This window comes from Algibacillus agarilyticus (assembly GCF_003286125.1).
GTDB lineage: Bacteria > Pseudomonadota > Gammaproteobacteria > Enterobacterales > Alteromonadaceae > Algibacillus > Algibacillus agarilyticus.
The window spans coordinates 1-21,380 of sequence record NZ_QMED01000020.1 but is presented as its reverse complement, the minus strand read 5'-3'; the positions used below and the strand labels follow the sequence as shown (position 1 = coordinate 21,380).

The window sequence follows — 21,380 nt, the reverse complement described above, 5'->3', positions numbered from 1 at the left end:
ATTATAAAACCCACTCGTCAACAACCACTTCTGCACGATAATCACTTTCATTATCGAGTAATTTCAATTCAAGCATAATTGCTTCATCGGTCTTTTCAAACTGATAAACAACGGCTCGTTTCGCCGCTCGATTTTCATGATCAACACCGGTAAATATAGCTGTTAATTCATGCTCTCCCATTTTTAAATTACCTTGATAAATACGTTGTATACCCCCTTGAATTAACGCATTACGTTGGTTATCGGTGTATAAAAAACCCGCTATATTTTTGTCATCAATTTTTATTTCAACACTATCAAGTGTAAAAAACTGGCCAATATCAACCGATACAAATACCGACACTTGCGTATTAGCCGGAAACAGCAAATCTTCTTCTAGCACAAACAAATCACGATTTAACTGAATCACTTGTTGCTTTATTTTTTCAAGTTCACTCGCCAGTTCAGGCTCTTCAGTGGTTTTTAATTTTACATTATCTTGATCTACAGCATAAAGCGAGAAAGGCACAGACAAGCTCGTTAATCCTATTATGATTAACATCATAATTTGTTTTGAAAAATAAACGGGTAAACGCATTAGATTAAATCCTAAAAATTAATGCTGACAAATGCTCTAATAACATTGGCAGAAAATGTATATAGCGGTTCTTCACCCACTGCAGCGTCCGCCGTGGGGTCTCGAAAATTATTATATGCAAACACAATATGATCCCACTGAAGTGAAAATTCAGAATGCCAACCTTCGAATGAATATTTTTCAGGTAGGATATAGGTCAATGACATGCCGATTGTTTTATCATTGAAATCACTTAACTCTTTATCACGAGCTAAAAAATTTTGTGCGTTGCGATATGGAAATAAATCTTGATAAAAATCAGCTTGCGTTTGCTGATAATGACGGCCTTTAATTTCAAGTTCTAAATCGAAAATTGGTTGTCGATAAACTAACTCAATATCTCGGGCATTTATTGCCCAACTGTCAGTAAATTGCCGATAATGTCCTAATAATGCGGCATGCCAAGGCAAAAAATAACTAGCCGACAGTTTAGCTGCAAATGAATTACGTGTATTTGGATAAACTTCTGCTTGATAACCAACGCCGGAGCCGATGTCTTCATCAATAAAACGAACGGTTCGATAAGGGTTGTTTAAATACCCTTGATCTGCAACACCTTCGATATTAATAGATGCCGTTAAGTTTCGCGTTAATATTTGACTTATACTCGCACGGATTCGGTATTGCTCGCTTTGTTCTAAAAATGTTTCATCACCGTTGCGGCGAATTTCATTATCACCATAAGTTAACCCTATCGCTAGATTGGTTAAGTCGCCAAAAGTATCATGACTCACATCAAAACTAACGGATGACGCTAAGAAATCACTTTCTTCACTTTGGCGATAATTTAAAGCCATAATCGTTTTATCATTAAGCAATTCAATACCTAATTGACCTTCTTTTCTTTCTTCAATATAGGGGCTAGCCGTGCTCATCACATCAACAGATGCTGAAGAAATAGTATCAACATAATAATAAGCCGATAAAGCGACAGATTCTCCGGCTTTTTTTCTAACCAGCACCGCGGGACCATCAATTTTCATTCCGCCGCCTTCATAGCTGTGATAAAGCACATCGGCTCTATCGTCATCTAAAACAGCCGCTTGGCTAGCCGGTAAAAACAATAAAAAAAGACAACACGTAATTAAGCTCAACACACGGTTAATTACACCCACAACCGCCTCCACCAACACCTTCTGCCCCACGCGCTGATTCACGCGCTTCATAAACATGCGCTACATGACTACTAGCAATAGCATGTCGGCTTGCTTTCATTATGGGGTTAGACAAATTTTGACGTTCATAAGGTTTAACCCAAGGTTCAATGCTGGCACACCCACTCAAGCTACCCCATAAAATAACGAGACCTAAAATGTTGAGCTTATTCACGAATAAGTTTCTTAATTGCTTTAGCATACTTTTTCTCGTAGCCTGATTTGTAGCCTTTAAATACATAACGCACTTTTCCATCGCGATCGATAACAACCGTGGTCGGCATGGCTTTTACATCATAATTTGCTGATATTGTATTGGTTTCATCAAAAAAGATAGGTAAGTTAACACCGATATCAGCGATGAATTTGCGTCCGGCTTCACTTTCTTGTTCAACATTTACCGCCCAAACCGCAACGCCCAAATCGGTATATTTATTGTGTAGTGTTTCTAAAATTGGCATTTCTTTACGGCACGGACCACACCAAGAAGCCCAAAAATTTAAAACAATTATTTGGCCTTTTTGCTCGGCTAAACGTTGATTTTTACCTTCAAGATTTTTTAAAGTAAAATCGGGGGCCATGTCACCTACAGATAATGCGTTAGCTGATAAAGAAAAAACAAACCCAATAACTAATAATAAATATTTCATTTTAAAACCCTTTGTAAAACGTCATTCAATTTAGAAAAAGACCGAAATGCCCGTCGTTAAATTTAAGTTATGCGTTGTTTTAGTTTCGCCCGTAATTTGGGTATCAAAAACATAATCAGACATTGCCAGATCCCACGCTAACCAATCAGTAAAAAAGATTCTAAAATTGGTGGTTAAATTAACGGTAAATTTATCATCGCCCGCAAATTCTGTTGTACCGGCCCCGACTTCAAATGAAATAGCACTATTAAACGCACTTCCACGCCCAACAAAAATTTCACCTGGAAACAAATTGTAACCCACGTTTAAACCATAATAAGTTAACTCTCGCTCTTCTTCTGTTAACAAAGGCGCGGATGTCACTAGTTTTTCAAAACTAGTTAACCCAGCTTCAGCTTTAGCATAACGTGCTTTTAGATAAAAATATTCAGTCATATGATAAGCTAAATGCCCACTTTGCCAAGTAGAAGAGCCAAAATCTTCTATGCTGATCATGCCGACTTGAACACCTAGTTCAAAATTCTCGTTATCAAGCACATCTTCTAATATTTCTCTTCGCTCAACACTCGGTTTAACAGGCACGCCATCGGCTAACCCCACGTTGTTATTAGCTAAAGCAGATGATGTGGTTAATGCTAACCCTAAGCAGACGCTAGCAGAGATTAAAAGAATACGCTGAAACCTATTTTCCATGTTTGGATCTCTTCATTTTCATCACGCTCAGTTAAAACCAGCGCATTTTTAAATTCTAATCGTACTAAAAAGTTACGAGCTACATGATATTTCATGCCTATCGCGCCACTAATTAATGTATTTTCTCTATTCTCAGCTTTAGCCAGTACACTATGTGGTGTCGTTTTGATTACCCCAGCGCCAATTCCCATATAAGGCGTTACCCACCAATCTGGGAAAGGTTGAGCAACTAACATCAATTCAGCGACATCACTATCAGAAATATCACCAAGCGCTTTACCTAGCATTAGCTCAGCACTCATCACCGAAGAAAAGGCATACGCAGCATAAATATTAAAAAAGTTAGCCCCTTCTAAATCGCCGTATAAAACACCACCTTCCCAGTGACGAGCTTGATAATCATCAAAGCCATAATCTTGTTCTGAATCAACTTGTTGGCCACTTTTAGACAGCTTTAATAAGGAAGCTTGTGGTAACCAACCTATATTTCCTCGTTTATCCGCAACCTTCAACCAAGATGTGCGTTTTAAAAGGATGCTAATCTTTTCACCTTTTTCAACGACATATAAAATGGGGTAGCCAACACCGGGGCCTGAATGTAACTCAACAAAAGGCGATTCGATGAGTAACTCTACGGTTTCATCTGCCAGAGTCCAAAACGACACTGAGCATAATAAGCTGATACTTAAAAAAGTAAATAGCCCTTTTATTGATTGATTTATATACATAATTTTTTTAATAAGCATGCTAGCAACCTAATCCGTTAGATAAAATGGCGTATTATAATATTGAGCACCAATATCTAACCATTCAGCGATTAACCGTAATTCATCAGCAGACAATCTATTAACATGACTGCCCGTTGCCGAGAATAAGTCAAAAAACGCGCGACTAGAATTCGCTCCGCCGGTTCTTAATATATTGTTTACTCTAACCGTTGTTAACACGGGGATGGGTTGTTCAAACTCATCTAAAATGAGTTCACCTTCTTCATCTAATTCAAAAACCGGATCACCATTGGCATCCACGACTTCAATTAATCTATCAACCAATAACCCATCAATAACTTCTTGTTCTAAATCCGTAAAAAATAATTCTCTATAACCGATGAGATGAGCCGGTTGCTCTGGCGATGGGGCGTTAGTTAAATCTAACTGTGCTGCAGGGGGTATAGCCGCGCCGGTTTCATCAATTGTGCTATGACAAGCGGTGCAGGTATTGTCTTCAAGCACTTCACCTGTTATTTCATCAGATATTTTACGTGATAAACTAAAAATCGGTTGAATGTGTTCAGCATAATTTATTTGTATACGACAATAAGCATTCCACTGTATATAGCAACTACTCCCATTTGGCGGTAGTGTAAGTAAATTGTCATAAGATAAATTGATGTCGGCATTAGGTGTCGATATTGCAGGGTCGGTCCAAATATCGACGTAGTGTAAATCTTTATTCAGCTCTTTTAAGCCATTTACACTCGCATCAGCTTCAGCCATGGTTTGACCAAATGCAGGCAATATCGAATCGGCTGTGTTAGGAAAAGCCACGCCATCAGATAGCGCTCCGATATTAATAGTCGGTACGTTACTGTCTAACCTCCCATGTGGCGAATGGCTATTTTGGTTATGACAGCCGGCACATTCAAGATGCTCACCCGGTAACAACGAAATCCATTGGCGATGTCGCCCCCCGATACGTTCCCCTTGAGCATTTAATACACTCAAAGCAATCGGTATATTAGCCGGCACTTTAAATTTAACAGAACCATCTGGCTGGATTGGCACATAACCTAATATTTCGCGCATGCGCTGACCACTGCTGCGGCCAAAATCAGTTCCTCTTACCCGTTTAACATCACGAGGTGGCATTGGAACACCACGCACCACACGTAAAAAACGAGCGGATAGCTCATCTGCCGATGTTTGCAAGGGATCTTTTAACGCATGAATACCTTGCGACGTTGAATCAATGCCATCAAAATCATAAACACTGCGAATATGAATAGCAGCGGCTTGTTCATTTGCCAAATTAGCATCTAATTCATTGCCCACCACTTTATTAGGAATAAAAGCGGGGGGCGTTAAACTGGGTTGTAAAACAATAGCTTGGCTAATCACATGACCAGATTCTGGCGAAGCCACTTTTTGTTGTGTACCACTTGTTTGACTAAAAATCCAAAGTTCATAAATAGGCTCAGATAATGTTGTCGACTCGGCCGCTAATTGCTCAGCGGTTAATTGACCACAGACATAATTAACATCAGCAACAGTAGCTCGACATAACGCCCAAGAAACTAATAATCTATCACTACCATCTTCTAAAGGAAAAATAGACGCGATTTTACCTTGCGCCGCAATCGCATTAGAAAAATCAAAAATAGGTAAATTAAGTAACGCAAAATCAGACAATGCATTGGTCGTGGTATCAGTTAAATCGGTTCCGTCAATTTGACGCTGCGATTCATTAAAATCATCGATATTGATAATCACCGGGCGTTTTTGTAACGCATTTTCGTTAGATGAGTTAACCAGTAATAATATTTTTCCGTCTGGAAGTTGTTGTGGTTTTATATATTCAATATTCTGATCTTCATTATCAAAAGTAACCGAATGTGAATGCCAACCATATACAAAATGGTTATCAGTGCCATCAGGTTGCATTTTATAAAGGTTAATTTTGTTATGGCCGCCCATGGTATCCCAGCGACTATAGAGTATTTCTCCACTTTGTAACACTAACGGGTAAAAGTCATGACTTAAGTTAAAGGTGAGTTGTTTAATATTACTGCCATCATCATCCATTACGTGAAGGTTAAGAGCCGAGAAACTCATTCTTTCATCTAATGCCGTATATTGCGGTTTTCCTTCATCTAGCAAAATAGCACGCGAGGTACGTTGTCGAGTAGACACGAAAATAATACGCCCATCAGGTAAATACCCTGGCATTAGATCATGGCCTAACCCGGCGACTTGCTCATTATTTATTATCGGTGCAAATGACTTATCAAGGTGTTTGTATCGCCATATATTCCATTTAGGTTGTTCATCGTCATCTAATTCGGGGTCAAGAGGTGCATGAAGTGCAACTAAAAATTCATCGCCCTTTGGTGAAACCACTAAATCTCGAATATCGATTCGCGCGCCTTCATCAAATAAGTTCGAGGTTAAATCTACTTTTTGTGATTCAGAAAAGGCATTAGCTTGTAAAACAAGGCGTGCACCTGGATTAAAGATAAAAGGGTTGCGCGCAGAAAAAGTGACGCGTTCAACATCGTCGCCTTCTTCTCTGTCGGGGTTGGTAATGAGTTGACGCTCTATATAAACAACCGGAAACTCAACTAAGACGGGATCTTTTTTCTCATCATTTATAGAAGAGCCTGTTCCACAACTTAATAATAAGCATGAAAATAACAAAACTCCGATACAGCGTAAATTCGGAATCATAGAATTCTTTTTCCAAACGGTTAATATATATGGTAAAACTGTCGATAAACACAAAGGATTCGACCCGACTTTCGATCCATGTCGCATTAGCGTTCTTTTAGCTCACATTGAAAGACTAGACCATATCTGGCACTAGATAAAAATAAAATGATAAATAAATACATTATAAAGTTGCCTAAATTGGCAATTAAGAGCCATTCTTTAGTGTGTTATGTGAATAAATATAACACTCAAATAACCCTAAACATCTTCAAGGAGGTAGTATGAGGATGTTCTATCACAATGTAAAGCAAGGCTTTTTTACATTTATATTCTTATTCATTTTTTCTAATTTTCAGGCTGCGCATGCGGGCAGTTTAGAACAAGCTAAGCAACTGCACGACCGAATTGCCGGTGTGCCTGCCGATGCACAAACCTTAACCGAATTATCCGAGCTAATAACGGCAGGCGATCCAATTGCGGCTGCCTATCAAGTGATGGAATCACCTGATTTTTATAACACCACGTTAAAATTATTTGCTTCACCTTGGACCAATGAAGATGAAGATATTTTTGTTCCATTAAATGATTATTCAGCCACGGTCATTGGAATCGTCAGAGATGACATAGATTTTCGCCAATTATTACAAGCGGATATAGCTTATGTTGGTTCATCTGAACTTACACTGCCCGCTTATAGCATGACTAATAATGCACATTACGAAGCGCTAGAAAACCAAGCGATAAACTTAAAAGAACACTTAACACAAGTTAGTCAATCTAGTTTAAATGGCCTCCCCCCTACGGCAACTGCCGGTGTACTAACAAGCCGAGCCGCGGCGCGCGCCTTCTTTTACCTCGGCACAAATAGAGCCATGTTTAGATTCACATTAATGAATCACCTTTGTACCGATTTAGAACCTTTGAAAGATAATACCCGTTCGCCCGATCGAATTCGTCAAGATGTGAGTCGTAGTCCTGGAGGAGACAGTCGATTGTTTTTAAATAATTGTCTTGCTTGCCACAGCGGCATGGATCCAATGGCGCAAGCATTTGCCTATTATGATTTCGATTTTACAGATGATGCAGACACAGGCTCTCTTGTTTATAACAATGTAGGTACTATTGCGGCGACAGGGAGCCGAGTTCAAGCCAAGTATCATTTAAATGCAACTAATTTTCCTTATGGGTTTATTACACCTGACGATGAGTGGAATAACTATTGGCGACAAGGTCCAAATCAAAAGTTAGGTTGGGATCAAGGTTTAACGGGTAAAGGGGCTGGTGCTAAGTCACTTGGTGAAGAGCTATCTCATAGTCAAGCCTTTGCCCAATGCCAAGTTAAAAAAGTTTTTGAAAATGTGTGTTTACGGTCTCCTGAATCTCAAGACGATCTTAATCAAGTTACTTCGACGACCGCCTCGTTTGCAACCCATGATTATAAACTTAAACGCGTATTTGCCGAAATTGGCACATACTGTATGGGAGAATAATCATGTTTAAAACGATCAAATTAAATCTATCCCTACTAATCGGTTTGTTATGTTTAGTCAGTTGTGGTGAAAGCGAAGTTGAGTCCATTCCACCCGTGCAAGAAGATGAAGTCGCAACCGAATATACTGGGCCAGGACCACAAACCGAAGATATACAAAAATTTAAAACCGCTTTATGGGACAATATATCAGCCTTAGATAAATGTGGCGCTTGTCACACTGAAGGCTTACAAGCCCCCTATTTCGCCAGTAGAGAAAACGTTAATGATGCTTATGCGGTATCAAACACATTAGTCACCTTATCAAAACCTGCGGATTCAAGGTTAGTGACTAAAGTTGCCAATGGTCATAACTGTTGGTTGGGCAGTGACCAAGCCTGTGGCGAAACCATGACACAATGGATTAAAATTTGGGCCGATGATCGTGTTAGCGTGGCTAATACCATTGAATTTAAGCCGCCTACTCTGCGCGAAGCCGGTGCGAGCAAAACAATCCCAACCGACAGCACATTGTTTGCTGAACATATCTACCCAATCGTCCAAGATCATTGTGCTGACTGTCATAATCAATCGGCACAATTCTCTCAATCTCCTTTTTTTGCAAGTGATGATGTTGATGAGGCTTATCAAGCCGCTACACGTGTAATGAATATTGATGACCCAGCTTTATCTAGACTGGTAATGCGCTTACGTAACGAGTTTCATAACTGTTGGAGCATATCGTGCACCCAAGATGGTAACGAGATGTTTGCTGCCATTAGTGCATTTAGCGAGAATATTAGCATTGATGAAATTGCAGATGATCTAGTGGTCTCTAAAGCGTTACGACTAAATGATGGTGTTGTGGCCTCGGCTGGCGGTCGGTTTGAATCAGATATCATCGCATTATATCAATTTAAAACCGGCTCAGGTTCAGTAGCTTATGATACATCGGGTATCAGCCCTGCCGCTAACTTAAACTTGAGTGGCAATATTGAATGGTTAGGCAGTTGGGGAATACAAATAAATAATGGTAAAGCACAAGCGAGTACCGCAACCAGTAAAAAAATACATGATTTAATACTGTCAACTAACGAATTCACGCTAGAAGCTTGGTTAACACCGGGTAATGTTGTGCAAGAAGGACCTGCTCGTATCATTACTTATTCAGCGGGCGACAACGACCGAAATTTCACCTTGGGACAAACTCAATATAATTACGACTTTATGCTGCGCACTCAAAATAGCTCAACTAATGGCCAACCCGCTTTAAGCACGCCAGATGCAGATGAAGTATTACAAGCAACGTTGCAACACGTGGTATTAACCTACAATGCGCAAGAAGGCCGTAAACTATATGTCAATGGTAACTTAATTGACGTTAACGATGATGAAGTGTCTCCGCTTGCGTTGTGGGATAATAGCTTTGCCCTTATTTTAGGTAATGAAGCCTCTAATAACCATCAATGGCGAGGCAGTATTCGCTTATTAGCGTTATTTAATCGCACACTCACTCCTGAGCAAATACAGCAGAATTATGATGTTGGCGTGGGTGAAAAATTCTTTTTACTCTTTTCAATAACCGACTTAGTTAATACCCCCAACACTTATATCGTGTTTGAAGTTAGCCAATATGACAATTATAGCTATCTATTTGCTGAGCCGAGTTTAATCAATCTAGATGGGCTTACGCTTAATCAAACCACAGCATTACGCGGGATGCGTTTAGGTATTAACGGTAAAGAATCGACAATCAGCCAAGCATTCGCTAATTTAGACATCAGCATTAATAGTGATACGTCTCTCAGTGAACCGCAACTTTTGTCAAGGTTGGGCACATTAATCAGCATGGAAAAAGGCGTGACAGATGATGAGTTTTTCTTAACCTTTGATCAATTAGGTGATAAACAATTCACTCGAGTAGAAGGTATATTTACCCAGACATTACCAAGCCCCAGTTCAAGCCGTAGCCCTCAAATAGGGATCCGTAATTTTGCTGAAATCAATGCCACCATGAGCAAGTTAACAGGTGTTGCCGCCAATACACCCAAAGTATTCGATACCTTTCAATTAGTGCAACGCCAGCTGCCGAGTATTGAAAATGTTGAAACCTTTATTTCAGCCCAACAAATGGCAGTTACCCAATTAGGGATAGCCTATTGCGACGCGGTTATTGAAAATACAACATTGCGAAGCAATTGGTTTCCGTTGACCAATTTTAATGCCTTACCACATGTTGCATTTGCGACAAATACTGAACGGCTTGATTTTATAACGCCGTTAGTTGAGCAATTAACCCCGTTAAGTGTCTCAACTCAGCCTGATAAACAAATTGTAACTGATGAGCTCAATCAGTTGATTCAACGTTTATCTATTTGCGACGGGAGTTGCCCCATTGATAGGTCTAAAACTATCGCTAAATCTAGTTGCGCAGCTCTGTTAGCAAGCGCTGTAACCTTGCTTCAGTAGAGAAATATTATGACACGTAAAAGACATTTACATCCAGATACCCCATTATTGTTTGCTGATCACAAACGTCCAATGACACGTCGTGATTTTATAACGTCAGGATTAAAAACCGGCGCGCATGTTGTAGGCGGAATGTCACTCTTTAGTTTGTTTGCGAATCCCAATCAAGCTCAAGCCGCTTTATCTAGTGATATCCAAGCGCTAAGAGAATCATGTGGTATCAATGTACAAGGTGCCGGTAAAATCCCTTTCATCGCTTTTGACTTAGCCGGTGGCGCCAACATTGCAGGCTCTAATGTTTTAGTGGGCGGCCCAGGTGGACAGCAAGATTTTTTATCAACAGCGGGTTACAGTAAATTGGGCTTACCCGGCGATATGACGCCGGCAATTGCGAATCCAAATGCCGAGCAATCTGACTTTATAAATACCGACTTAGGATTGGCTTTTCATTCAGACTCTGCTTTTTTACGCGGTATATTAGAAAAAGTCAGCCCCGAAACAGCGGCTGCGGTTAATGGCGCGGTTATCGCCGCCCGCTCAGATAATGATACAGGGAACAACCCACACAACCCTATGTATGCAATCGCACAAGCAGGAGCGGATGGGTCGCTTATGCCGCTCATCGGCTCACGTAATACCGATTCAGGTGCTAATTCAATGGCACCCAATAATTTTATTGATTTAAGTAAACGCCCAACAAAAATAGACCGACCAACCGATGTGACAGGTTTAGTTGATACCGGTGATTTATTTAATTTGTTATCGCAATCTGATGCCGTGGCCGTGATGGAAAGTATTGAACGTATCAGTGCCAATAAAATAGCCAATGTAAATTCAGGCATTAGTCGAGATGCGGTCATTAAAGACTTATTACAATGCGGTTATGTGAAAAGTGCCGATTTAACCGATAGATTTGGTAATCCTGCGACATTAGATCCTCGACTCGATGTAAATATTGTAGGACCAAGTGGTATTTTTTCATCTGAAGAATTTAACAGCGAAAATGAGTTCCAAAAAACGGCATCGGTTATGAAATTAGTGGTTAATGGTTTTGCTGGGGCTGGCACCGTCACTATGGGTGGGTTTGATTACCATACTGGTGATCGAGGTACCGGGGAGTTACGAGATTTACGCGCCGGACGGTGCATGGGCGCTTGCATAGAATATGCAGCAAGGCAAAACATGCCACTCATGTTGTATGTATACAGTGATGGTTCGGTTGCCAGTAATGGGCGCATTGATGATTCTGAAATGGGCAGAGGCAAAACGGAATGGACGGGGGATAACTCTTCTACGGGGGCCGCCTTCTTTTTAGTTTATAATCCGACTGGCCGCCCTGTTTTGATGGGTAGTGATGCTAATGCGATGGCAATGCATCAACAGCTCGGCTTTATGCGCGCAGATGCTTCAGTTGAAACCACTTCTTCACCCGCTGCCAATAATGTAAACTTACTTGTACAATCCGTTTTGTTAAATTATATGGCTTTACATGGGGAGCAAGGACAGTTTGGTAATATTGTCACTGGCCAAGGTTTAGGTAATTCTGTGATGCTGGATAGTTTAACCGCTTTTCAGCCTATCGTGAATGGGACCATAGGCACCCCTTTTGCAACGGTATAACAACTTTTATAATTTAAGTTATGTCGATTAAACGAAAAAGGCATGCCAAAGCATGCCTTAAAATGTTTTCAATCAACTCAGGTTAATCAATTTTTCTTTTTAATTGACTAGCGTGTTTGCTTGTTTATTAACGCTTGTAACTGTGCATCCATTTGCGCGGATTTTTGCGGATTTTTAGCCGCTAAATTAGTCAATTCGCTTGGATCAGCGGCTAAATTATAGAGCTGGGGTACTGGTGCTAAACCACTTTCTATCTTTTTATCGTTTGTAACCCATTCTGCTTTTTTGTTGCTCGGTCTAATATATTTCCAATCACCGTCACGGATAGATAACGTATAAGACTCTTCAATTAATACCGATCGGCCTTTAGCACTAGCATCCGTTAAAGCTGATAAATAGTTTTGGCTATCAACCGCTTCTCTATCGTCAAGTTTTACACCCACTAATTCAGCGATCGATGCGTAAACATCAATTTGACTCACTAATTCATCACTGACACCCGGTTCAACTTTTGCAGGAAAATGCACAATGGTCGGTACTCGTGTACCCGCTTCAAATGCACTGTATTTTCCGCCTCGGTATATCCCAGCAGGCTTATGATCGCCAAGTAATTCTTCTGCTTGATCGTCATAGCCATCATTTAAAACAGGTCCATTATCACTGGTAAAAATAATAAGAGTATTATCTAGCAAACCTAATTTTTCGAGCTGTTTTGTTACTTGTCCTGTAATCCAATCCATTTGAACAATGGCATCCCCTCTTACACCCATTTCACTTTGACCTTTAAATTTGTCATGTGGTAATCGCGGTACGTGAATGTCGTGAAATGAAAAGAATAAGAAGAACGGATCGGCTTGGTTTTGCTCAATAAATTCATTCGCTTTATTAGTGAACACAGTATAAAAATCTTCATCTTTCCATTCTGCCGACTTTCCACCTTGCATCCAACCGATACGTCCAATACCGTTGATCAAGGTTTTATTATGTTGATGATCAGCTGATTGTCGTTCTAACTCTGGATTTTCATACCCGGTTGGTCGATCACCTATTTTTTTATCGTAGTTAATATACAAAGGATCAGACTTATCAAGGTTTATTACATGGTGATTCTCTAAATAAACGGTTGGAACTCGATCACCTGTCGCCGGTAATAAAAAGCTATAATCAAAACCAATTTCTAATGGACCCGGTTTAATCGCTTTATTCCAATCTATTGGCGTAATACCATCACCTAATCCCAAGTGCCATTTTCCAACAACCGCTGTTTTATACCCTACTTTTTTTAGCATTTTAGGTAACGTAGGCTTATTGGGCTTAATAATCATCGCTGCATCGCCTTTAAGCACAGCGGCATTATTTCTAAACGCATATTCGCCCGTTAATAATGAATATCTTGATGGCGTGCACGTCGCAGACGAACTATGCGCATCGGTAAACCGAATTCCATTAGCGGCCAACGCATCTACGTTGGGCGTTTTAACGCCTTTTGCGCCATACGAGCTTAAATCGCCATAACCTAAATCATCAACATAAAAAACAACGACGTTTGGTTTTTTTGCTGACGGGGTCATTGTTGTTTTTTCTTGTAAATAACTACAAGCCGTTAAACTGAGTGCAACGGCAGTAGCCGCAAATAATGTAATGCTTTTTCGATTTTTTAGGATCATTATATTTTCTCTTCATTTGTTAAAATGGTCATTAGGCTGGTTTTATCTTTGATGGGTACAAGCTCAAATTGCGGTGTTAAATAAACATAAAATGCCGCTTTATTTTTTGTTTGAGTTTTATTATTAATATTACGTTTAGCTTCAGGTGTATCAGTAAACCACGCGGTTATTTTTTGTTGACCTAACTTAAGGTCTATATTCACCTCACAATGCGAAGCCCGGCCATACACTTTGCCAATAACCTTGCGCTCATTAATTTGCACCACACAGTATTTTTTTAAAATAGGAGTCGCCGCGGGTTTATCATGAAAATAAGGTTTAATTTGGTATATACCCGCTTGTTCAACATTGATATACCAAGGCAAGGCTTTATATTTATCTTCTTCTGTTAACCAATGGACATAATCATATTCATCTGCAGCCGCTTGATGTCCTATAAACCAAGGCACCGCTTGACCATTGGGTACTTCCATCCAATCCATTGCATTAAGTCTAACCGTGTGTTCAGCCGCATTACCAACATGGATATACCGATCTTTAAAACCTTTAGCGGCTAAATCACTAAACCAATTCTGTATTTTAGCTTCCATGTATTCAGCGACTCGCGGGTAATCGGCTATCACATTGTGTTTTTGTGCTGGATCAACGTTAATATTAAATAAAGCTTTGGTGTTTTGGTTATATCGTAAGTAACGCCAATGATTATGTGCCAATACCGTTGGACGATCGACACTTGGGTCAAAAACACGTTGATTCGTAATAAACACATCACGCGTATTTAATGAATTGTCTTTGCCTTGCTTTAACAATTTAACTAAACTTTTACCATCAAGATTCGGCTCATTAATTTTAATATCAGCAAGCTCTAATAGTGTGGGTAATAAATCGTAGTGAGCACTTAATGCATTAAGCGCGCCGGACTGTAACTGACCATCGGGGTAAGAAATAACAAAAGGCACTTTATGACCACCTTCCAAAATATCACCTTTAAAGCCGCTTAGACCTGCATTAGGTTGCCAAGTCGGGTATTGATCTCTTAAGCCTTGCGTATCGGGGGTTAATTTACCGTGATAACTTGAGCGATATGAACTCCCGTTATCGGTCATAAAGATAAAGATCGTATTATCTGTTTGACCTAATTTATCAATTTCTGCTCTTAACCTTGCGACTTGATCATCAATATAAGTGATCATGGCATAAAAACGCGCAAGCTCGCCTGTGATCCCGCGGTCTTCATAGGGTTTAATATAATTTTTTGGCGCACGATAAGGGCCATGTGGTGCATTTAGCGCAATATACGTTAGATGCGGTGTATCGCCCTGCTCTTTTATGTGTTCAATGGCTTCATCAAACCAAACTTTTGTCGCATAATCAGAAAATTTTTCAGGCTCTCCATTACGGTAATAGGTGTCATTAAACTGGGTATTACCCCAATAATCAGGCGTTTGACCAACTCCGCCACCTCCATGGATCACCACATTATCGAAGCCTTGATCTTGAGGGCGGTATGGATAATTATCACCTAAATGCCATTTACCAAAAATACCCGTGTGGTAGCCGGCCTCGGATAAATACTCTGCCAGCGTTTTATGTTCTGGCCCCAACATGTATCGACCTAAAATGGTATGCCAAACCCCAGCTTTTAATGAATGTTTACCTGTTAACAAAGCTGCACGAGTCGGCGAACAGGTTGGATCAACATGAAAATTAGTTAACCGCGTAGAAACTTGTGCTAAGGCATCCAAATTGGGCGTTTGCACAATCGGGTTCGCGTTAAAACCGATATCACCATAACCTTGATCATCTGTTACCACCATCACGATATTTGGCTTTTTTGTTGGTTTAGTCGCCGTGGGTAACTTATTTTTTTGTGCCGTATGTTCAGATCCACTTGTGTATTCAGTTAATAATTCAGTTGTTTGATTTGCTAATTTACAACCTGAAAACAGTAGCAATCCCGTCAACAAAGGTATTAGCATTTTTTGTTTTTTTAATAACAGCTTCATTTTATACTTCATTTTTTTGTGAATTACTTTCTGAATTATTTTGTAAATTGTCCATTGGGTTCAACGCGCGTTTAACGGTGGGTATGCCACTATTACGAATTGTTAAATACTCAGCGAGCATCGCGTCTACTTTTTGCGGCTGACTTAATAACAAATTAAATTTTTCATCTTCGACAACATTTGTGTTCAGGTTGAATAAAGCCGTAGGTTCAAATTTTGTGAGTTTGTGATCCGTATCAATAATCAATTTCCAGCCGTTTTTAACAAAAATAACTTCGGTACGACTACCCGCTTGTAACATTAAAAACTCGCGAGGGTGATAGGCTGTTGTTGTTATTTGATTAGTTACTTGATTAGCTAATAACGGTAAGAGATCATTACTGTCTAAACCTTCATTGTCTTGTAAGGGCTTGCCACTAACCGCGGCCACGGTAGCTAAAATATCTTGTACCATGATGGATTCGTTTTTAAATTGCCCAGATGGAATATGATTAGGCCATACCGCAATAAAAGGCACACGATGTCCGCCTTCATGGGCTGCATTTTTACCGCCACGGTATATGCCACTTTGTTTATGACCCGCTTTTAAACTTGCGGGTACATTAGCTAAGCCGCCATTGTCAGAAGTAAAAATGATCAAAGTATTGTCATACACGCCTTGATCTTTTAATGCGTTAATAATTCGGGCAACTTGTAAATCAAGCTCAACCACCATGTCTAAATGCGCACTTGGGGCTGCACCGGCAACTGCAACACCATCAAACGTGGCAGGCGGAATATGGGGTCTATGCGCCATTGGGCTGGCATAATAAAGTAAGAAAGGCTTATTGGTTGTTTGTTGATTAACAAAATCGACAGCCTTTTGAGAGATAACGTGACCAATATTTTTAGTATCCCAATGCGAGTCACCCATTCCAGGTCCTTTGTCTGAAATGATGCGAGGGTCAAGAACGTTATTTTCATTAATATGTACAATGCTAGAATCAGCGGTTAACGGATACCATTTTTCATTTTCATAAGCTAGATACGTAGGACCTTGGATCCCCGCTGGCAACATAAAGCTATACTCAAACCCCATATCAGCCGGACCGCCTCCAGCGACATGAGTTAAATCAACTTGATTTAACAGGCCTCGGTCGTCACCCCGATAAATTTTGTCACGATTTTTTAATTTAAAATCGCCGCCTAAATGCCATTTACCAACAAAACCTGTTTTATAGCCCGCACGCTTAGCCACTCGACCTAACGTTAATTCAGATCTCGAGATAGCATTAGGTTTAAATGCCCCCCACACACCCCATGGCGCATATGAACGATAATTATTGTTACCACTCATTACCGCATATCGTGTTGGTGCACACAAAGCCGTTGCCGAATGGGCATCATTAAACCAAACACCGTCTGCTGCTAATTGATCTAAGTTGGGTGTTCTAACAACAGCTGATTTATCCATAAATCTATCGGTGTAATAACTAATATCACCAACACCAATATCATCAGCTAAAATCACAACAACATTAGGCGTTTTGTATACATTTTTGTCGACTTGAACATCATCCATTAACATAGATGGGAGATATTCACCTGAACGATAACCTCCTGAATTACACCCCGTATTACAACTTACAACAAAAAACATAACTAAAATGGTTTTAAATGAATTTTTCTTAAAATTAAATCTCATTACAAAATACTCTGTTATTTTAATTTATATCGAAGTTACGATGAGAAGTGATAGTTCGTTACAGTGTAGCGCCCCAATCGAATACATTAACATGTTAACAAAGAACAATTAATATCAAAACGAATCATAACACATCTTAAAAACGACTTCATTGCATCAACTATAAATTTAAATATAACACAATAATTTTACTAGTAAATGTAATTTATATAATACAACCTATTATTATTGATTTATTTTCTCACTTTAATTAACTTTTCAAATCGTGATTTCTTAATTTTAATAACGAATAATGAAAATTTTTAAATATAAGTTCACTCCAAACTCACGAATAAAACCCAAAATTAGTATTGTCTTTAATGGCCGTTTTTAAACTCAATATTGTTATGCTCGGCTATACCGCATGAAGCATATGCCACCATATAAAGGTGAAAAATATTCACCACCTCGCTTAACGTGATGATCTAATGCATCATCTGGGATCAAATCGGGATCAATTTCAAACCGATAATACATTTTCTCTTGTGGCGGACAATGAATGTGGTATCCCTATAAACTGGGAGAATGAATAAGGTGATCGTTATATGTATTCTGTTTATGTCATTATTAATGATATTTCAAATCTGATACCTTGCCGTTGAAAACACGGTAAGCGTAAAAGGTATAAGCCAAAATAACGGGTATCACGATAACGGCTCCGTTAAATATAAAGTTTAGAGATTCAGGTGCACTCGCTGCTTGCCAAATTGTTAATTGATTAGGTACGATATAAGGATAAAAACTAAAAGCGAGCGCGCTAAAACACAGTATAAAAATGCCAACCGCTAACACAAAGGGCAACCAACAATGTCGATCATGTGGTTTAGGTAAACGTTTGATAATAATCTCAAGCGCAATAAATAAAACCACACACGTTATCGGTATAAATAACACAAACATCACAAGCGGAAATTCAAACCATTTATCAAATACACGGGGATTTACATACACGTTAACGACAGAAATTAGAATCACATTCAAAAAAGCCAAACGAGCCATTATTTGAGTCGTCTTTATCGCAAATTTTTGTAATTCCCCTTCTGTTTTCATCACCAGCCAAGCCGCACCAATAAAACCGTAGGCCGCAATAACCCCAATCCCGGTGAGCACCGAAAATAAATAGCCTGCAAAGCTGTTGTCAAAACCGGTTATATACATGCCTAACATATAACCTTGCATAAAACTGCTGATGACTGAACCCGATTTAAACAATCGATCCCAATTTCTCTTATAATCGATAGCCGCTTTTGCTCTAAAATCAAATGCGACACCACGCATAATTAAACCGATCAATAAAATTGCCGCTGGTAAATATAATTCAAATAAAATAACACTGTGTGCCGCGGGAAAAGCAATCAGTAATAATCCGACTGCCAATACCAGCCAAGTTTCATTCGCATCCCAAAAAGGGCCAATAGATGCAATCATTTTATCTCGTGTTGCTTCATCTTGATCCATCGGTAATAAAATACCAACACCTAAATCATAACCATCTAAAATGGCGTACATTAAAACAGAAAATGCAGTTAACCCCGCAAACACGGCGGGTAATAAGTCATAACTGATCATAATTTTATTCCCTCTTCTATATTATTCACGTGTGTTAAATTACCATCGGCTTGTGGATCATGAGTTTCAAATTCATCTACTTTTATCGCGCGACCGGCCATCACAAACAGTGTGTGCAAGTAAGCCACAATCAAAAAACCGTACACCAATAAATACAGCGCTAACGATATTGCGACATGATCACGCGCTATGGTTGTAACCGCCTCCGCTGTTTTTAATACGCCATAAACTAAGTAAGGCTGACGCCCAATTTCAGTTACGTACCACCCTGCTAATACCGCAATCCAACCGGCAAAAGTCATCCCAACAAACAGCTTCAACATAAACGGTTTTACTGCTCCTTTTTTGAATAGTTGATAACAACCTATCCAAGCTGAAAATAGCATTAATAAGCCCGTCGCCAGCATTATTCTAAAACTCCAAAATATAGGGGCAACTGGCGGCGCATTTTCTCCGAATTCATTAATCCCTTTAATTTCACCTTTAAGATCATGCGTCAGTATTAAACTGGCTAAATTAGGAATACCCACTTCAAAATGGTTGGTTTTATTTTCAGCATCCGGAATCGCAAATAAAAGCAAAGGCGCTCCTTTTTCGGTATGCCACACGCCTTCAATAGCGGCAATTTTTGCCGGTTGATGTGTTAACGTATTTAAACCGTGCATATCTCCGACAACCGCTTGTATTGGCGCTAAAATTGCCGCGACAATTAAGGCGGTTTTTAAGGTGACTTTGGGGGCGAGCTTAATATCACCTTTAAGTAATCGATACGCCGATACACCCATAATAAAAAATGATGCGGTTAGACCCGATGCAATAACAACATGTAAGAAGCGATACGGAAACGAAGGATTAAATATAATAGCAAACCAATCTAACGGAAACGCAACACCCTCGCGCATTTCAAACCCGGCAGGGGTATGCATCCAAGAATTAAGCGCGAGTATCCAAAAAGCCGATAAACTCGTGCCAATAGCCACCGCTAATGTCGCAAACGTGTGCACTTTACTTGATACGCGTTTTAAGCCAAAAAGCATGATGCCTAAAAATGTCGCTTCTAAAAAGAAGGCGGTCAGCACCTCATAACCTAATAAAGGCCCCGCTATATTGCCTACTTTTTCCATAAAACCAGGCCAGTTAGTGCCAAACTGAAAAGACATCGTAATACCACTAACGACCCCCAGTGCAAACGTCAGGGCGAACACCTTTACCCAAAAGCGGTATGCACGCATCCAGACCGGATGACCTGAAATATCAAAACGAACTTTGAAATAAACGAGAAACCAACATAACGCGATGGTTATGCTCGGAAATAAAATATGAAAACTGATATTCGTTGCAAATTGGATACGAGAGAGCATTAAGGTATCTAACATACTTGCCACCTATTGCATTAAGTTGTATTAAATAACCATTAACGTTTATTTTTAATAAACGTTAATTAGTCAGTTTATTTTTAAAATCTAAAATTTTTGTTACACCTGCACCGAGTTTCATCACCGATTGTAAGGTTTCAGGTTTTAATGTATTTAAGCTGGCACTCCATTGCGTAAGCATTTCGATTAATTCTAAGATCTCTTGCATTTGCTTCATTGCGTATTCATCTTGATGTGCATCAGAGTCATCCATTAATTGTGTGCGTAACAATGACATGGTGGGTTCAACTTCACGCTTCATTCGCTCTTCAAATACAGTTCGAGCCATATGCCACATATCACCCGCGGTGGTGTAATAATCTTTACGATCACCTGGTATATGCTCAACTTTAACTAACCGCCAAGACTGTAATTCTTTAATACCCATACTGACATTCCCACGGCTAATCGAAAGTGATTCAGCAATTTCATCTGCCGTGAGCGCTTTTTCATTAATTACCATTAATGCAATCATTTGCCCAACCGTACGATTGAACCCCCAACGACTTCCCATTTCGCCAAAATGCATCACAAAGCTTTGAGTTTTATTCGATAATTTCATATTTGCTTGATCTATATTAAAGTTTCAGTAAATTCTGAAACTTTAATAACAATTATGCAAGCTTTTTTATAAAAAATATTTATTAATGTAAATTAGGGGATTTACCTAAACACGCCCTAAGATACGAATAGAATGAATTAGCTATTGATGTCTGTTTTTATAAAGTTCATGCAATCAACGACACTGCCATCGTGGGTATGGACCTTGCCTTATACAAAAGCGCAAGAACAAGGCAAAAATCCATCTAAATCGTGATTGAATATAGTCAAAGCGATCGGGGTTTAGGGGCAGGTTTCTCGTTCCAGACGAAACCTAAGTACTTACATCCATGTAAGCAAAGCCA

17 protein-coding genes are annotated in these 21,380 nt (G+C 39.5%); 3 read left to right on the top strand and 14 right to left on the bottom strand.

Annotated elements, in window-relative coordinates:
• Position 1 precedes the first annotated feature (1 nt).
• Genes DPX34_RS14860 through DPX34_RS14830 form a run of 7 tightly spaced genes read right to left on the bottom strand, consistent with a single transcriptional unit; the run spans position 2 to position 6,556 of the window.
• Positions 2-577 carry an AraC family transcriptional regulator gene (locus DPX34_RS14860; RefSeq protein ID WP_111979240.1) on the bottom strand — a complete coding sequence of 192 codons (576 nt, stop codon included), beginning with the start codon at positions 575-577 and terminating at the stop codon, positions 2-4.
• An 11-nt stretch (positions 578-588) separates the two neighbouring features.
• On the bottom strand, positions 589-1,731 hold the full coding sequence (locus tag DPX34_RS14855; protein WP_232824759.1) for a DUF3570 domain-containing protein: 1,143 nt from the start codon (positions 1,729-1,731) through the stop codon (positions 589-591).
• Positions 1,718-1,945: a DUF4266 domain-containing protein gene (locus tag DPX34_RS14850; protein ID WP_232824758.1), complete on the bottom strand. Its 228-nt coding sequence runs from the start codon at positions 1,943-1,945 to the stop codon at positions 1,718-1,720. Before DPX34_RS14850 ends, DPX34_RS14855 begins: the two co-directional genes overlap by 14 nt.
• On the bottom strand, positions 1,938-2,420 hold the full coding sequence (locus DPX34_RS14845; protein WP_111979237.1) for a TlpA family protein disulfide reductase: 483 nt from the start codon (positions 2,418-2,420) through the stop codon (positions 1,938-1,940). Before DPX34_RS14845 ends, DPX34_RS14850 begins: the two co-directional genes overlap by 8 nt.
• 30 nt (positions 2,421-2,450) lie before the next feature.
• Positions 2,451-3,113, bottom strand: coding sequence for an outer membrane beta-barrel domain-containing protein (locus DPX34_RS14840; protein ID WP_111979236.1), 663 nt, complete (start codon positions 3,111-3,113; stop codon positions 2,451-2,453).
• Positions 3,083-3,859 carry an SH3 domain-containing protein gene (locus DPX34_RS14835; RefSeq protein ID WP_111979235.1) on the bottom strand — a complete coding sequence of 259 codons (777 nt, stop codon included), beginning with the start codon at positions 3,857-3,859 and terminating at the stop codon, positions 3,083-3,085. The genes DPX34_RS14840 and DPX34_RS14835 overlap by 31 nt, the downstream gene beginning before the upstream one ends.
• A gap of 9 nt (positions 3,860-3,868) precedes the next feature.
• Positions 3,869-6,556 carry an HzsA-related protein gene (locus tag DPX34_RS14830; RefSeq protein WP_111979234.1) on the bottom strand — a complete coding sequence of 896 codons (2,688 nt, stop codon included), beginning with the start codon at positions 6,554-6,556 and terminating at the stop codon, positions 3,869-3,871.
• 263 nt (positions 6,557-6,819) lie between these two features.
• Here DPX34_RS14830 and DPX34_RS14825 point away from each other — a divergent pair, with 263 nt between their 5' ends.
• From DPX34_RS14825 to DPX34_RS14815, 3 genes are read left to right on the top strand one after another with little or no spacing between them, the layout of a single operon-like run.
• Positions 6,820-8,028 (top strand): hypothetical protein, encoded by a 1,209-nt coding sequence (locus DPX34_RS14825; RefSeq protein WP_232824757.1) that lies wholly within the window; start codon positions 6,820-6,822, stop codon positions 8,026-8,028.
• 2 nt (positions 8,029-8,030) lie between these two features.
• Positions 8,031-10,475: a LamG domain-containing protein gene (locus DPX34_RS14820; protein WP_111979233.1), complete on the top strand. Its 2,445-nt coding sequence runs from the start codon at positions 8,031-8,033 to the stop codon at positions 10,473-10,475.
• A gap of 9 nt (positions 10,476-10,484) precedes the next feature.
• The gene (locus DPX34_RS14815; RefSeq protein WP_111979232.1) at positions 10,485-12,095 is read left to right on the top strand and encodes a general secretion pathway protein GspF; all 1,611 of its coding nucleotides are present in this window, start codon (positions 10,485-10,487) and stop codon (positions 12,093-12,095) included.
• Positions 12,096-12,202: 107 nt separating this feature from the next.
• On the opposite strand, the gene DPX34_RS14810 is transcribed toward DPX34_RS14815, so the two are convergent.
• The 7 genes from DPX34_RS14810 to DPX34_RS14785 form a co-directional block, all read right to left on the bottom strand.
• The gene (locus tag DPX34_RS14810) at positions 12,203-13,762 is read right to left on the bottom strand and encodes a sulfatase family protein (protein ID WP_111979231.1); all 1,560 of its coding nucleotides are present in this window, start codon (positions 13,760-13,762) and stop codon (positions 12,203-12,205) included.
• On the bottom strand, positions 13,762-15,768 hold the full coding sequence (locus tag DPX34_RS14805) for an arylsulfatase (RefSeq protein ID WP_232824756.1): 2,007 nt from the start codon (positions 15,766-15,768) through the stop codon (positions 13,762-13,764). Before DPX34_RS14805 ends, DPX34_RS14810 begins: the two co-directional genes overlap by 1 nt.
• Before the next feature lies 1 nt (position 15,769).
• Positions 15,770-17,452, bottom strand: a complete 1,683-nt coding sequence (locus DPX34_RS14800) for a sulfatase family protein (protein ID WP_111979230.1) — start codon at positions 17,450-17,452, stop codon at positions 15,770-15,772.
• Between the two features lie 384 nt (positions 17,453-17,836).
• Positions 17,837-17,968: a hypothetical protein gene (locus DPX34_RS22320; RefSeq protein ID WP_269815532.1), complete on the bottom strand. Its 132-nt coding sequence runs from the start codon at positions 17,966-17,968 to the stop codon at positions 17,837-17,839.
• Between the two features lie 90 nt (positions 17,969-18,058).
• Positions 18,059-19,060, bottom strand: coding sequence for a cytochrome d ubiquinol oxidase subunit II (locus DPX34_RS14795; RefSeq protein WP_111979229.1), 1,002 nt, complete (start codon positions 19,058-19,060; stop codon positions 18,059-18,061).
• Entirely contained in the window at positions 19,057-20,436 is a 1,380-nt protein-coding gene (locus tag DPX34_RS14790) for a cytochrome ubiquinol oxidase subunit I (protein WP_111979228.1), read from the bottom strand. The genes DPX34_RS14795 and DPX34_RS14790 overlap by 4 nt, the downstream gene beginning before the upstream one ends.
• 61 nt (positions 20,437-20,497) lie before the next feature.
• Entirely contained in the window at positions 20,498-21,037 is a 540-nt protein-coding gene (locus DPX34_RS14785; RefSeq protein WP_111979227.1) for a GbsR/MarR family transcriptional regulator, read from the bottom strand.
• Between the last annotated feature and the right edge of the window lie 343 nt (positions 21,038-21,380).

What these genes read in the sequence shown, in the direction of transcription:
- DPX34_RS14860 (WP_111979240.1), bottom strand. Translation starts at nt 577, where the DNA reads ATGCGTTTACCCGTTTATTTTTCAAAACAAATTATGATGTTAATCATA.
- DPX34_RS14845 (WP_111979237.1), bottom strand. Translation starts at nt 2,420, where the DNA reads ATGAAATATTTATTATTAGTTATTGGGTTTGTTTTTTCTTTATCAGCT.
- DPX34_RS14840 (WP_111979236.1), bottom strand. Translation starts at nt 3,113, where the DNA reads ATGGAAAATAGGTTTCAGCGTATTCTTTTAATCTCTGCTAGCGTCTGC.
- DPX34_RS14835 (WP_111979235.1), bottom strand. Translation starts at nt 3,859, where the DNA reads ATGCTTATTAAAAAAATTATGTATATAAATCAATCAATAAAAGGGCTA.
- DPX34_RS14830 (WP_111979234.1), bottom strand. Translation starts at nt 6,556, where the DNA reads ATGATTCCGAATTTACGCTGTATCGGAGTTTTGTTATTTTCATGCTTA.
- DPX34_RS14825 (WP_232824757.1), top strand. Translation starts at nt 6,820, where the DNA reads ATGAGGATGTTCTATCACAATGTAAAGCAAGGCTTTTTTACATTTATA.
- DPX34_RS14820 (WP_111979233.1), top strand. Translation starts at nt 8,031, where the DNA reads ATGTTTAAAACGATCAAATTAAATCTATCCCTACTAATCGGTTTGTTA.
- DPX34_RS14815 (WP_111979232.1), top strand. Translation starts at nt 10,485, where the DNA reads ATGACACGTAAAAGACATTTACATCCAGATACCCCATTATTGTTTGCT.
- DPX34_RS14810 (WP_111979231.1), bottom strand. Translation starts at nt 13,762, where the DNA reads ATGATCCTAAAAAATCGAAAAAGCATTACATTATTTGCGGCTACTGCC.
- DPX34_RS14805 (WP_232824756.1), bottom strand. Translation starts at nt 15,768, where the DNA reads ATGAAGCTGTTATTAAAAAAACAAAAAATGCTAATACCTTTGTTGACG.
- DPX34_RS14800 (WP_111979230.1), bottom strand. Translation starts at nt 17,452, where the DNA reads ATGAGATTTAATTTTAAGAAAAATTCATTTAAAACCATTTTAGTTATG.
- DPX34_RS22320 (WP_269815532.1), bottom strand. Translation starts at nt 17,968, where the DNA reads ATGTATTATCGGTTTGAAATTGATCCCGATTTGATCCCAGATGATGCA.
- DPX34_RS14795 (WP_111979229.1), bottom strand. Translation starts at nt 19,060, where the DNA reads ATGATCAGTTATGACTTATTACCCGCCGTGTTTGCGGGGTTAACTGCA.
- DPX34_RS14790 (WP_111979228.1), bottom strand. Translation starts at nt 20,436, where the DNA reads ATGTTAGATACCTTAATGCTCTCTCGTATCCAATTTGCAACGAATATC.
- DPX34_RS14785 (WP_111979227.1), bottom strand. Translation starts at nt 21,037, where the DNA reads ATGAAATTATCGAATAAAACTCAAAGCTTTGTGATGCATTTTGGCGAA.